The sequence below is a fragment of the Hymenobacter wooponensis genome (assembly GCF_004745865.1).
GTDB lineage: Bacteria > Bacteroidota > Bacteroidia > Cytophagales > Hymenobacteraceae > Hymenobacter > Hymenobacter wooponensis.
Map to the genome: position 1 here is coordinate 368,205 of NZ_SRKZ01000006.1, position 14,321 is coordinate 382,525.

Annotated in this window: 7 protein-coding genes; 4 read left to right on the plus strand and 3 right to left on the minus strand. The window is 55.0% G+C overall.

Annotated features, from left to right (window positions below; genetic code table 11):
* Positions 1-167 precede the first annotated feature (167 nt).
* On the minus strand, positions 168-1,574 hold the full coding sequence (gene asnS / locus EU557_RS20660; protein ID WP_135532372.1) for an asparagine--tRNA ligase: 1,407 nt from the start codon (positions 1,572-1,574) through the stop codon (positions 168-170).
* Between the two features lie 303 nt (positions 1,575-1,877).
* On the opposite strand from asnS, the gene rpoN reads away from it, so the two are divergent.
* From rpoN to EU557_RS20675, 3 genes are all read left to right on the plus strand, one after another.
* Positions 1,878-3,458: an RNA polymerase factor sigma-54 gene (rpoN, locus tag EU557_RS20665; RefSeq protein ID WP_135532373.1), complete on the plus strand. Its 1,581-nt coding sequence runs from the start codon at positions 1,878-1,880 to the stop codon at positions 3,456-3,458.
* Positions 3,459-3,645: 187 nt separating this feature from the next.
* Positions 3,646-4,275, plus strand: a complete 630-nt coding sequence (locus EU557_RS20670) for a hypothetical protein (RefSeq protein ID WP_135532374.1) — start codon at positions 3,646-3,648, stop codon at positions 4,273-4,275.
* A gap of 137 nt (positions 4,276-4,412) precedes the next feature.
* On the plus strand, positions 4,413-8,024 hold the full coding sequence (locus EU557_RS20675; protein WP_135532375.1) for a PAS domain-containing hybrid sensor histidine kinase/response regulator: 3,612 nt from the start codon (positions 4,413-4,415) through the stop codon (positions 8,022-8,024).
* A gap of 74 nt (positions 8,025-8,098) precedes the next feature.
* Here the strand turns inward: EU557_RS20675 and EU557_RS20680 are convergent, their stop codons facing one another.
* Positions 8,099-8,845: a LytR/AlgR family response regulator transcription factor gene (locus EU557_RS20680; protein WP_135532376.1), complete on the minus strand. Its 747-nt coding sequence runs from the start codon at positions 8,843-8,845 to the stop codon at positions 8,099-8,101.
* Between the two features lie 487 nt (positions 8,846-9,332).
* On the minus strand, positions 9,333-10,712 hold the full coding sequence (locus tag EU557_RS20685; protein ID WP_135532377.1) for an FAD-dependent oxidoreductase: 1,380 nt from the start codon (positions 10,710-10,712) through the stop codon (positions 9,333-9,335).
* Between the two features lie 667 nt (positions 10,713-11,379).
* On the opposite strand from EU557_RS20685, the gene EU557_RS20690 reads away from it, so the two are divergent.
* Positions 11,380-14,115, plus strand: a complete 2,736-nt coding sequence (locus EU557_RS20690) for a TonB-dependent receptor (RefSeq protein ID WP_135532378.1) — start codon at positions 11,380-11,382, stop codon at positions 14,113-14,115.
* Positions 14,116-14,321: the final 206 nt, after the last annotated feature.

Sequence of the window (14,321 nt, forward strand, 5' to 3'; positions counted from 1 at the left end):
TCTCACCAAGATGAGGCACTAGGCCTATCGTTCCATCGTGATAAGATCCCTCCTTCGTCAGGATGACGTGCGGGTGAAGACGCTTGATAGCATATACAACAACGGCAGCCCCATCTGGAGCTGCCGTTGTTGCTGAATATAGCCGTGTAATCCGGAAAATCCGCGCTTTAAAACTCCGCGCTCTTGGGGAAGCGTGGGAAGGGGATTACGTCACGGATGTTAGCCATGCCGGTGACGAACAGGATGAGGCGCTCGAAGCCCAAGCCGAAGCCTGCGTGAGGGGCGGTGCCATACTTGCGCAGTTCTAGGTACCACCACAGGTCATGCTCGGGCACGTCCATTTCGGCCATGCGCTGGGTGAGCTTCTCCAGGCTTTCCTCGCGCTCCGAGCCACCAATAATTTCGCCGATGCCAGGGAAGAGCACGTCCATGGCCCGTACGGTTTTGCCGTCGTCGTTAAGCTTCATGTAGAAGGCCTTGATATCCTTGGGGTAGTTGGTCAGGATAACCGGCTTCTTGAAGTGCTTCTCCACGAGGTAGCGCTCATGCTCGCTCTGCAGGTCGGTGCCCCAATCCACGGGGAACTCAAACTTCTGCTTGGCCGACTTCAGAATTTCAACTGCCTCGGTGTAGTTCAGGCGCTGGAACTCGTTATCTACCACGAACTGCAGGCGCGTGAGCAACTCCTTATCGTACTGCTCGTTCAGGAACTTGAGGTCGTCCTGGCAGTTCTCGAGGGCGTAGCGCACTAGGTAGCGGAGGAAGTCCTCAGCCAGGTCCATGTTGTCCTGCAGGTCGTTGAAGGCCACTTCGGGCTCAATCATCCAGAACTCGGCCAAATGGCGGGCCGTGTTGGAGTTTTCGGCCCGGAACGTAGGGCCGAAGGTGTACACTTTGCCCAGCGCCATGGCGGCAATTTCGCCTTCCAGCTGGCCCGATACGGTCAGGTTGGTTTGCTTGCCGAAGAAGTCCTGCTTGTAATCTACACCGGTCTTGTCTTCCGTCAGCGGCGGGTTCTGGTCGGGCAGCGTAGTTACGCGGAACATCTGGCCGGCACCTTCGGCATCGGAGCCCGTGATGATGGGCGTGTGCACGTAGTAGAAGCCCCGATCGTTGAAGAACTGGTGCACGGCAAACGCCATGGCGTGCCGAATGCGCAGCACCGCCCCGAAGGTGTTGGTGCGGGGGCGCAGGTGAGCAATTTCGCGCAGGAATTCCAGCGAGTGCCCTTTCTTCTGCAGTGGGTAGGTTTCAGTGTCGGCTTTACCATACACCGAAATTTCCGTCGCCTGAATCTCCACCGACTGCCCTTTGCCCTGTGAAGCAACCAACTGACCGCGCACTTGCACGGCGGCGCCGTTTTCCACGCCGTCGGCCTTCAGCTTTTCCTCCGGAAACTGCTCGGCATTGGCTACCACCTGAATGGAATTGAAGCCGGAGCCGTCGTTCACGGCGATAAACTGCACGTATTTGTTGCCGCGGCGGGTGCGTACCCAGCCGCGTACCAGCACTTCGCGGTCCAGCTCGGTGCTACGGAGCAATTCCTGCACGCTGGATCTTCTAAGGTCGGACATCGGGACTCTGTGTTCTCAGGGTTAAAACTTTATTAAGGCAAAGGTAAACGATTTGCAGGCCTAAAATTGCCCTTTCTTGCGTAGCTTCTGCTTCGCCGGCCTGGGCAGAGTGGCCTAGCGGGCCTAGCTGGCCGGCTCTTGCGGCGGCGCTAGGCCTCTCCGACGAACCTGAACGGTATGCTGAGCGTAGTCAAAACGGGAAGCCTTGTCCCAACATTTTCGGCCTAACTCAAGTACAGAAAAGGCTATATTTGGCCACACCACCCCGTTTCCAAACCGGCGGGGCGTACGCGTTTTTAGAGTATGCAACGACTGGACATGAAGCAGCTTCTCTCGCAGAAGCTGTCACCCCAACAGATACAATTTATTAAGCTGCTGCAGATTCCGACGGCAGAGCTGGAAGCCCGTATCAAAGAAGAGCTGGAAGTAAACCCGGCCCTGGAGGAAGGCGACGACAACGAGGAGTACGAGGAAGAGGAGCGCTCTGACGACAGCGACGACGAGGAGTACGACGACCCCGACTCGGAATTTGATAACGACGATAACACCCTCGACGAGGACTTCCGCGACGAGCAAGGCGAAGAGCAGCACGAAATAGAGATTCCGGTAAAGGATGAGGAACCCACTGACACGAAAGAATCGTCGGACGAAGACCTCGACCTGAGCGACTACCTCAACGACGACGAAATAGCCGGCTATAAAATGCAGGGCGACGGCCCCGGAGAGGACGAGGACGACCGGGAAATGCCCCTGGCCGATACCAGCGGCTCGCTGATTGATAACCTGCTCGACCAGCTGGGCTTTGCCAACCTCGATGAAAAGCAGGAAGCCATTGGCCGCCAGCTCATCGGCTCCATCGACGGCGACGGTTATATCCGCCGCGACCTGTCGGCTATTGCCAACGACTTGGCATTCTCCCAGAACATTGAGGCTAGCGTACCGGAAATAGAAGCCGTGCTGCACGTGGTGCAGTCATTTGACCCGGCAGGTATTGGCGCCCGCGACCTGCAGGAGTGCCTGCTGCTGCAGCTGGAGCGCCGCCCTCAGGATGATATTACCGAGCACGCCGAGCGCATCCTGAACGAAACCTTCGACGAATTTACCAAGAAGCACTACCAGCGCATTCAGCAGCGGCTGGATTTGGAGGACGAGGAAATAAAGGAAGCTATTGCTCTGATTTTGAAGCTCAACCCCAAGCCCGGCGGCACTGGCCCGGTGGGTATGGGCAAGGTACAATACATCATCCCTGACTTCATTCTGACTCACGACAACGGCCAGTTCAACCTGACTCTGAACTCCCGCAACGCCCCCGATCTGCGCGTGTCGCCGGCTTATACGGAGATGTTCCAGGCCTACGACAAGGCTTCGAAGAAGGACAAGAAGATGAAGGAGGCCGTGACCTTCGTGAAGCAGAAGCTCGACTCGGCCCGCTGGTTCATTGACGCCATCCGACAGCGCCAGAACACGCTCCTGCGCACCATGGACTCCATTGTGCGCTACCAGCGCGACTTCTTCCAGGACGGCGACGAGAGCAAGCTCCGCCCCATGATTCTGAAAGACATTGCCACTGAAATCGGGATGGACATTTCCACGGTGAGCCGGGTAGCCAACTCGAAATCTGTGCAGACAGAGTTCGGTATCTATCCGCTGAAGTACTTCTTCTCCGAAGGCATTGCCACCGACTCGGGCGAGGATGCCAGCAGCCGCGAGGTAAAACACATTCTGAAGGAAATCATTGAGGGCGAAAAGAAAGACCGCCCACTCTCCGACGACAAGCTGGAGAAGATGCTCAATGCCCGCGGCTACAACATTGCCCGCCGTACGGTGGCCAAGTACCGCGAGCAGCTGAACATTCCGGTGGCTCGCCTCCGCAAAGAACTGTAGGCCAGTTTTTTCAGATTACGCCTATTGATAGACAGTTAGAACCTCCTGCCGCGACTACTCGCGGCAGGAGGTTCTGCTTTTGAGTAACCCCCGCATCATCTGGTAGCCTAGGCCACTAGCTGCGGCTCCGGAGGAGCTACCGTCGCTTTTACTATATCTTCGCCTTCCGCATTTTTTCAGTTTTAAGGTGTCGCGTGGGCTAGCCACGGCGCTATCGGTGGTATTTCATCCGCTGTTGGTGCCGTCTTACTTGTACTATATCGTGTGTTACCAGCTGCCCGGCTTGGTATTGCGGCCCTTATTGCCCGAACGGTGGTTTGTGCTGGGCACCGTGCTGCTGTTCACCTTTGTATTACCCACACTAAGCTCGGTGGTGCTCCTGCGCTTTGGGCTGCTTGACTCTCTGGAGATGGCTGCACGACGCCAGCGCGCCTGGCCATTCCTGCTGGCCACCAGTAGCTTTATCATTGCGGCGGTGCTGCTGTACCGCCCTCAGTTCTTTGATGCCCTGCTCGGACAAATGATGGTAGGTATGGCGCTGGCTGTAGGCCTCACGTTCCTCATTACCCTACGCTGGAAAATATCGGCGCATGGCGTGGGAGTGGGTGGGGCGCTAGGCCTATTTGCCGTGCTCTACCTGGGCGGTAAGGCCGGAGATACCATCTTATGGTGGCTGGTGGGCTCGGTGTTGGTAGCCGGAGCTGTGCTAAGCGCCCGCCTGGCCCTCAATGCGCATACCGTAGCGCAGGTATGGGCTGGCCTAGGCCTGGGCCTGGGGCTAGTGTTGGGGTTAGGCGCCGGGTTGGCCGCTGGTTAAGCCCTCACGAATACGTATCTTTCTGCTTGCAAGGATGCTATTCTTCGGTCTCAACGCACCAAGTTGTTTTCTACTATTGATAAGGCGTTTACTACCGGAATTGAATTGGCAGACTCGGCGGTAGAATTCTTACTTCTATGCAAAACCCACACAGCAGTTCAGATTTTATTTCTCTTACGGAGCAGCTAGAGCAAGAACGGCAGGCCCGGCGAGCAGCCGAGCAGCAAGCGCACGATCTAAAGCGTCAGCTTACCGTTTCGCAGAGAGTAGTGCACCGCATGACCAGTGGCATTGCTCGTTTCACCCAAAACTTGCGCATTGCAGTGCTGGCGGTGCGCCGTAATGGCTCTGTAGCCTTGGTCAACCAAGAGCTGTGCGATGTGTTTGAGATTGAGCAAGACGCCACTGAGTTTCAGGATCTGCCGGTGCACTCACTGTTAGCTCAGATGGAGACCCGTTGTGCCGAGCCTGCCGAAGCGGCCGCCCGCCTAGCCGCCCTGCGCACCGATGGGCAGCGGGCACTTGGTGAAACTCTATGGCTTGCAGACGGCAGCGTGTTAGAGTTCGATTATATTCCGCTGAGTGGCCAAGAGGAACTGCTGCCGAATGGCTACCTCCTCTCCTTCCGCGACGTTACCCAAGCCCGGCGGACGGAGCAGTACATGAACTCCCTTTCCCGGATTCCGGGCCAGAACCCCAACCCCGTGCTGCGCATTCACGCGGATGGGCACCTGCTGTACGCCAACCCCGCCGCCGATGAGATGCGGCGCGAATACATTACGCCTTGGAAAGACCTAGACTTTGCGCCCACTTTACGCAAAGCCATTGCCAGAGCCCTCACCGACAGCACCTACACCCAGGAGGAGGTACATTTTGCCGGCAAGTGCCAGCAGGTGGCCATTGCGCCTTTTGTAGAGGACCAGTACGTAAACTTGTACTTCGCCGACATTTCAGGGCTGAAAGAAGCCGAGCAGAAATTGGCGGAGCAACGCGAGTTTTACGAAACCATCCTGAACAAACTGCCCGCCGATGTTGCCGTCTTTGATGCGGAGCACCGGTACCGCTTCGTAAACCCTGCGGCCATCCAAAACCCCGAGCTGCGCCAGTGGATTATTGGGCACGATGACTTTGAGTACGCTGCCTACACCCAGCGGCCCATCACGCTGGCGCAGAAGCGCCGGACGCTTTTCCAGCGAGCTGTGCGGCAGCAGGGCGTACTGGCCTGGGAAGAAACCGTACAGAGCGACAATGGCCCCCGCTTGGCTCTCCGGCACATGCAGCCCGTGTTTGGGCCCGACAATGAGCTGCGGCTAGTAATTGGCTACGGCATTGATATCACGGAGCGCCACCAAGCCGAAGAAGAACTGCGCCGCAGCGAGGCCCGCCTGCAGGAACAGCAGGAGTTTGTGCAGCAGGTAGTAGACACTACTCCCAGCAGTATTTGGGTAGCCAGCGCCGACGGCACTATTCAGTTCGACAATCAGGCCTTCCGGGAGCTGCGGGCGGCGGGTAGCCACCGCCTGGTAGACCGCAACGACCCCAACAACCCGGTAGCCGCCGAAGCCCGCCGGCATTATGGTATCATTGAGCAAGTAGTTCGTACGCGTGAAGAGATGGCCTACGAAAGCTCCTTCACGCAGAATGATGGCGTTGTCAGGTGGTTCCAGACGGTGGTGCGGCCCCTGCACCGCGCCGATGGCAGCCTAAACGTGCTGGGAGTAAGCACCGACATTACGGAGATGAAGGCCGCGCGCAACACCTTGGAGCGCAGCACCAAGCAGTACCGCGACCTGATGCACTACTCCCAGGCGCTCATCTGCACCCATGATCTGAACGGAGAGCTGCTCTACGTGAACCCGGCCGCGGCCCAACTTGTGGGGGTTACCCCCGAGCGGCTCGTTGGCCGCACCTTGCATCATGTGCTAGCCCCAGAACTGCACCGGCAGCTCCAAGAGTACTTGCAACTGGTTGCTCAGCAGCAGGAAGCTACCGGCCTACTGACGCTACGTGGCCCCGACGGACGCCCTCACCACCTCATTTACGACAACTACCGGGTGGATGAGGAAGGAGAAACGCCCTATGTAATTGCCTACGGCCAGGAAATAACGGAGCGCCTGCTGGCTGAGCAGGAGTTGCGCCGGGCCAAGGAAGCCGCCGAAAACACGGCCAAAGCCAAGGAGAACTTTTTGGCCAACATGAGCCACGAAATCCGCACGCCCATCAATGGTATCCTGGGGATGGCTGGCCTGCTGGCCAAAACCCAGCTTGATGCAGTACAGCAGGAGCACTTGCGCATCTTGCGCAGCTCAGGCCGCCACCTGCTTACGGTTATTAACGACGTGCTCGATGTAGCCAAGATTGAATCTGGCAAGCTGGAACTGGAGCAAGTACCCTTCGATATTCAGAAATCAATCTGGGAAGCAACACAAACGCTAGCCTTCCGGGCCGAGGAGAAGGGCATCGACTTTGTATTCGCCCTGCCGCAGCTGCCCGACCCTGTGGTAATTGGCGACCCCAGCCGCATCAACCAAATTGTGCTCAACCTGCTGTCTAACGCCATCAAGTTCACCACTCATGGGCAGGTAGAGCTGGCGGCCGATGTGCTGGAAGATACCGCCACGGCACTCACGTTAGAATTTCGGGTGAAGGATAGTGGAATTGGCATTGCCCCTGAGAAGCTGGAAACCATTTTTGAGAGCTTCTCCCAGGCCTACGCCGACATTTCACGGCGCTTTGGCGGAACGGGCCTGGGCCTTACTATCAGCCGGCGGCTGATTGAGCAACTGGGTGGGCGCCTGTGGGTAACCAGCCAGCTAGGCCAGGGCAGCACATTCTTCTTCTCTATTACCTTACCCAAGGCTGGCCAAGCCTTGCCGGCACCTGTGCCTCTGGCCCCGCTCAACTACGATAATCTCCGTGGCACGCGCATTCTGTTGGTTGAAGATCACCCCGTGAACCAGCAGCTCGTGCAGCTCATCTTAGAAAGCTGGAACGTAGAAACCCACATTGCTTCCGATGGCTTAGAAGCCCTGGAGCAGCTTGAAGCCCGGCTGTACGATGTGGTGCTCATGGATATTCAGATGCCCGGTATGAGTGGCCTAGACGTGACGCACCGCCTGCGGCAGCATCCAGATCCGCTCCGGGCCAACTCCCCGGTCATTGCCCTGACGGCTAACGTGATGCGCAGCGACGATGAAATCTACCGGAAGGCAGGCCTTGATTATTTGTCTAAGCCATTTGAGGAGGATGACTTATTTCGGAAGATTGAGGCCAACCTGCGTCCGGAGCGCGTGGCAGTTCTTGAAGCGCAACCTCTCGCGGCTGCCACTGCAGCACCCACGGCTGCTCAGCCCCTAACGGCGACTTTGGAGCCGGTGACCCCAGCACCAGAGTCTTCGCTGTTTGACCTGCACCGCCTGCGCGAAACCGCTCACGGCAGCACCATCTTCATGGATAAGATTCTGGCCTCCTTCCGGACGCATACGCCCCCGGCGCTAGTGCGGATGCAGGAAGCCGCCGCCGCTGCCGACTGGCCTACGGTTGGTGAGATTGTACACAAGCTGCGACCCTCTATTCAGCTGCTCAACATTCACAACGCCCAAGCCGACGTGGCGCTGTTAGAGCCCCTCTCCCGCCCCGCCCCTGAGGGCGCCCCACCGCATAATGCCAGCCAGCTGCAAGCAGCTACGGCTCGCCTCTTAACGCTGCTGGAAGAAGTAGTGCAAGTGCTACCCGTAACGGTAGCTTAGGTAAGTCAGGCACCAACAATACGGCCCCGCATCACCTGATGCGGGGCCGTATTGTTGGTACTTGGTCTAGAGGCCTAGATGCGGTTAAGCTTTCGGAAGAAGGCTTCCTGGTAAGATTTGCCAATGGGCACATGATGACCACCCGGCACTACGGCAGCGCCATCCTCAATGGCCTCAATTCGACGCATGTTGAGTATGTAAGAGCGGTGCACTCGCACAAAATGGTCGAAGGGCAGGCGGGCATCCAGTGCCTTCATGGTGGTATACACAATGTACTTCTGCTTCTCCGTCACGATTACCACATAGTCCGAAAGCGCTTCGATGTATATCACATCGTCGAAGTTGATGCGCACCATCTTGTTGTTCACCTTCACGAACAGGTCGTTATCGGGTGGGGCAGTTAGGGCGGCGGGGGCAGCGGCTACGGCTACCGGGGCAGTATGCTGCTGCAAGGCTCGTTGCACAGCCCGGCTAAAGCGCGCATAATCGAAAGGCTTCACCAAGTAATCCGTTACCCGCAGGTCGAATGCATCCACGGCAAAATCTTCGTGGGCCGTAGTCAAAACCACAATGGGCGGATCTGGCAGCACGCGCAGCATGTCTAGGCCACTAAGCTGGGGCATTTGCACATCCAGAAACAGGACATCTACCCGGTTGCCCGCCCGGAAATAATTAAGCCCCTGCAGGGCGTCGTCCAGTGAAACAACCAACTGCAGAGAGTCGGTCAGGGAAATATAATGTTCCAGCGTAAGCCGATTTATTTCCTCATCATCAATGATGGCGCAAGTCAGGACGGGAGCAGCCATAGAAATTCGATCCAAAAGCAAGAAAACTAGTAAGCACTGCCCTGTTTAGGCCAGCGGAATAGGACATTCACACGGCAAAAAACGATGTTCGGCCGGGAAATTTAACAAGTACATCACTACTAAACTAGCGCAGAAAATTGAACTAGCCAAGCTCAACTCAATCAACGAAGTAGAATGTCAATATGCTACTACAACACACTGCTTCACCCTACCTCAAAAACCAACTTAGCAAGCTAAAAACGAACAATTTGATGTATTAACACGATTCAGGCGATTTGAGACTTTTTCAATTTGATAGACTAATTTCCTGTCCATACGCTTTTAACAAGCCTTTCAGATTTGCAGAAACTGAGAATAGACGATCAAATAGATACCAATCAGAAAATTGAACAAAAGAAAGCTACTGATTGCGAGCAGTCTACCAATTTAGTGAGAGCCATCAGGTACTACTTGAGTACAAAAAGAAATCAGTAGCTTCTGAACAGTACACTGGCCTAGATTACTACCGCTGGGCTAATTCTTGCGCAATAAGCGTTTGTACTTCAGGCCGTTCAAAGTCAGCTTCTGTCTCGATGTGCGGCATGACCCGTTGCATGATTCGCTCTTGCTCCTGCCCATTAGCCCAGGCCTCGGCGTAGGGCAAGTGCGAAAACGTTACCTGCGAGTACAGTGGCAGCCATTGCTGCGGGTATTGTGCCGATATTTTACTTTCAATTTTCTTCTGCAGCAAGAAGCGCGGGTCGGCCACCCGGTCGCGCATTTCCTCGAAGTTGTACACGGCCAGGTCAGCCATGGCATCGGCATTGGGCTTCCGCTGCCGCTGGAATTCCCGAAAAATGGTCAGCCAGTCGTGGCCGTATTGGGCCATAAGCCCCTGCAAAATGGTGCAATCTTCGAAGCCGGCGTTCATGCCCTGCCCATAGAAGGGTACAATAGCATGAGAAGCGTCACCGAGCAGCAATACTTCGTCGGCCACTGACCAAGGGTAGCAGCGCACGGTGACTAATGAGCTAGTGGGATTCTCAAAAAACTCCTGCTCCAGCTCAGGCATTAGAGGTACAGCATCCGGGAATACCTCCTCAAAGAAGCTACGCACCTGCTCCGGCGTCTGGAGTGTCTCGAATGAAACAGCGCCTTCGTAAGGGAAGAACAATGTGCAGTTAAACGAACCATCAAGATTAGGCAGCGCAATCATCATATACTGCCCTCTAGGCCAGATATGCAGCGCGTTCTTTTCAATTACCCAGCTGTTTTCGGGGCCAGCTACAATAGTCAGCTCTTTGTAGCCATAGTTAAGGTACTGCTGGGAATAGTTGAAGCGGTCGGTTTTCTGCATAGCGGCCCGTACCGAAGAGTAGGCCCCATCCGTTCCGAACAGGTGCTGGTAAGGCCACACGTGGTTACTGCCCGCGGCGGCATCAAACATTTCGAGGGTCCGATTGCGCAGATCTACGCGCCTACACTGCTGGTTGAAGCGTACCTGCACGCGCGGCTCCTGATCAACCAAGTCTAGCAAGCGCTGGTTGAGGCCGGCCCGCGAAACGGAATAAATGGCCTGCCCTTCCTTTCCATATGGCTGCATAGTCAATTGGCCGCGCTGGTCATGCATCACGCGCCGATACAGCGGAATAGCTACTTCCCGTACCGCCTCCTCTACGCCAATCCCCTGCAGGGCTCGCCACCCCCGGTCCGACAACGCCAAGTTGATAGAGCGGCCTTCTAAGTTTTCACCCTTTCGCGGATCGGCCCGGCGCTCAAACACTTCCACCGTGTGCCCCTGCCGGGCCAGATACAGCGCCAGCAACGACCCAACTAAGCCGCCACCAACTACAGTCAGGGGTTCATTTTCAGGAATGGAAGAAGTTACAGCGGGTGAAGACATGAGCGAAGCGGAATAAAGAAGACAAAGTAAGCCCTAACGAAAGTAGAAGATTCTAGTGGCTTCGATTAAACGAGAAAAGCCAGAGGTCTGTCTGGCCTAGCTAGAGTTTAGTCGTAAAATCTGATTTCACCTATACAGCATCCTTTACTTTGGATTATTCAGTGCATTAATACAATAAACTGTATTCTATATGTTAGCAAGTAGTCACCAAATGAAGGCAATTTATCGAGGTCCGATACGGCGTAGCCTGCGTAGCAGCCTTGGTGCGCTGAGCCAAAAGAGCACCTCGGATATATTCAATCCCAAAAAGATTATGACTAACACCACAATGGCTGGAAACATCAGCTTACCCACGCCTACCTCTCATGTATCAGGACCAAAAACGCGCTTCTGGCTGGGCGAATACTGTATTGGAGAAGGTGATTGCCCCACTTTATATGGCAATCCTGCCATCAGATACTAACTTTTACTTTTAAGCATCGAAAATAGAAAACGACGGGCGCTGTCAGTATGCGCCACATTATTTAGAAGTATAGTACAATAAATTACTGGGTCAAAAACCTCTGAGGCATGCCGTAATGGGCACAATATTCGCTAAGCACAGCTTATATTTGTTCCCTTTTCTGCTACACACACCTCATTGTCTCGTTTTTGCAATTTTCCCAGCATGAGAAAACTCTACCGTTTTCACCTCCTCTTTTTATTGTTTTTGCTGCTGAGTAGCTTGTCTACTTGGGCGCAGGATGCTGCGTCCATTAGTGGCACCATTCAGAATGCTGCGGGCGAGCCAATGCCCGGTGCCACTATCTTTATTCGGGGTACCTTCATTGGTACCAGCACCGACCGGGATGGTAAGTTTACCTTGAAGGCCGACTTTGGCGAAGCTCCTGTAGTGCTTTCTGTTTCTTTTGTGGGCTACGAAAGCCGCGAGGTTACCCTAGCAAAGCCCGACAATGCGGTGCTCGTGCAACTCAAGGTTAACTCTACGCTTACCAACGAGGTAATTGCCTCTGCCTCCCGCGTTGAAGAAGGCATTTTGCAGGCTCCCGTTACAGTAGAGAAAGTAACCTCCCAGCAGGTGTTGCGCATGCCTCCGCCCGATGTTCAAATTGGGCTGAACCACTTCAAAGGCATTGATGTGAACAGCACTAGTATGCTGATGAACTCATTGAGCACCCGCGGTTTCAACTCTGCTAAATCGGAGCGCCTAATTCAGCTGACGGACTATTTTGATACTCAGTCGCCTTCCCTTAACATCAATGCTGGCAACATTACTGGCCTACCCGAGCTAGACATCGAGAGCATCGAAATCATCCACGGGCCTGCTTCTGCGCTGTATGGGGCCAACGCCTTTAATGGAGTGCTGCTTCTCAACTCAAAAGATCCTTTCGTGAGCGAAGGCCTGAGCGCCCGAGTGCGCGGGGGCGAGCGAAGCTTTGGCGAAGGACAGCTACGCTACGCCAAGAAACTGACCGATAAGCTTGCCTTTAAAATTACGGGTGCTTATCTGACAGCCAACGATTGGCTTGCCACGAACTACTCAGCTACCAGCACGGCAGTTGAGCGCGATAACAACCCCGAAGGCTCTCCACTCGGCTTTGACGCTGTAAATCGTTACGGCGATGTTAAAAACACGTACAGCGCTGCTCAAAACCGGGCTGCTACGGCTACCACGCCGGCTTACACCGTAAATCCAGAGCTGTATGGCAAAAGCGTATTTATGCCCGGCTTTGCTGAAACCACGCTGGTAGGCAACGACGATAAGGCCAAGGCCTGGAAAGTGCAGCCTTCCTTGTCTTACCTTGTTACCAGCAGCGTAAAGATGACCGTGGGCGCCAACATTAACCGAGGGACGGCCAGCTACCAGAGTTCTAGCCGCTACCGTCTGAAAAACCTGGGCACTAACCAGTACCATGGTGAGATCAAGGGCGAACGGTGGTTCCTGCGGGGCCAATCCATTCAGGACTTCGGCAGCCAAAGCTATGACTTAGGTTTCCTGGGTGCTTATATCCAGACCTCGCCAGTAGCCGATGGCTCTTCCCTGCGCTACGCTGATCAGTACTTTGGCACGTATAACAACGCCTATACCTTGGCCCGCAACGCTGGTGCCACTGCTGAGCAGGCTCAGGCCACTGCCAAGACCAACGCCGACAAAGTGCAGCTAGATCCTACGGGCGCACGGTTTCAGCAACTGCGCAGCCAGATTATCCAGGATGCTACCCCAGGTCGTGGTGCCCGCCTCAACCCCAGCTCACTGCTAAACGAAGGCACCGCCCAATACAACTTTAAGCTAGGCGGAACCGCCGACCTGATTGTGGGTGCTGCTTACCGTAAGTTCCGCTTGGGTTCCAATGGCAACATCTACTCCGATGACAGCAAGCGAATTCAAAACCACGAAACGGGTGGCTATGCCCAGTTCACCAAGAAGTTTATGGATGAGCGCCTGAAGCTGGCGTTGGCTGGCCGGGTAGATGCTTTCAAAAACTTTGATGCCGCCTTCTCCCCGCGCGCCTCAGTGGTATATTCTGCTGGCGAAACCAAACAGCATAACTTCCGCGCCAGCTTTGGCCGGGCCTTCCGCTCGCCTACGCAGCTCGACCAGTATATCCGCCTTGATGTGGGCCGGGCCCTGCTGCTGGGCAACGTAGACAATGGTTTTCAGGGATACCGCCTGATTAATGCTCAGGGCCAGCGCTTTGGCACTGCCGCCCCCGCTACCTTCGAAACGAGCATTAACCCCCTAATACTAGAGCGCCTCAGCACCTTCGAAGTGGGGTATAAGGCAGCCCTCAGCGATAAGCTTGCCTTGGACGTAAACTACTACCAGAGCTACTACAACGACTTCATTGGCGCCACTACCTTCATTGGAAACACGGATGGCTCGCGTCCTACTTTAGCGCAAATTCAGGCTGGCTTGCCCACCCAGTTCCAGTCGGGCGACACTCGGGTGATTCAGGTATGGACTAACGCCGCTCAGGAAGTGCGTACGAAAGGTGGGGCTGTAGGTGTAACATACTCCGTGCATCCGGCCCTGAACCTGGCAGCCAATTACTCCCTCAATATCCTCGACCGGAGTGAGGTACAGGATCAGGCCTTCCAGACCTATTTCAACACGCCTAAGCACAAGTACAACGTGAGTGCTAGTGGTAACGCCCTTACGCACCTGAGCTATTCGGTAAACTACCGCTGGGCTCAGGGTCATGAGTACGGTATGCCCTTTGCCGTAGGCCAGTTGGCCAGCTACAGCGCTGTCGATGCCTTCGTGGGGTATAACTTCCCGTCGTTGTCAAGCACGCTACAAGCCGGTGCTTCTAATCTGCTAGATGCCAATAACATCCAAGTGTATGGTGGCCCTAACATTGGTCGCTTAGTATACCTAGGCCTTCAGATTGAGTTAAAATAGATTGCCTACTGCTGTTCCATTGGCAATTGAGCAGTGCCTTATAAGTGTCGTTCGTGTTGAGGTGACTGCCTCAACATGAACGACACTTTTTTATTTAAATATTTATACTTAAGACTATCAAACCTAGCTAGGCTTGTTCCCATTTTGACACTTTTGACTTCATTATTAAAGTCATGTAATGCGCCATTTTCATGACTATATAAGCG

What these genes read in the sequence shown, in the direction of transcription:
- asnS (WP_135532372.1), bottom strand. Translation starts at nt 1,574, where the DNA reads ATGTCCGACCTTAGAAGATCCAGCGTGCAGGAATTGCTCCGTAGCACC.
- rpoN (WP_135532373.1), top strand. Translation starts at nt 1,878, where the DNA reads ATGCAACGACTGGACATGAAGCAGCTTCTCTCGCAGAAGCTGTCACCC.
- EU557_RS20675 (WP_135532375.1), top strand. Translation starts at nt 4,413, where the DNA reads ATGCAAAACCCACACAGCAGTTCAGATTTTATTTCTCTTACGGAGCAG.
- EU557_RS20685 (WP_135532377.1), bottom strand. Translation starts at nt 10,712, where the DNA reads ATGTCTTCACCCGCTGTAACTTCTTCCATTCCTGAAAATGAACCCCTG.
- EU557_RS20690 (WP_135532378.1), top strand. Translation starts at nt 11,380, where the DNA reads ATGAGAAAACTCTACCGTTTTCACCTCCTCTTTTTATTGTTTTTGCTG.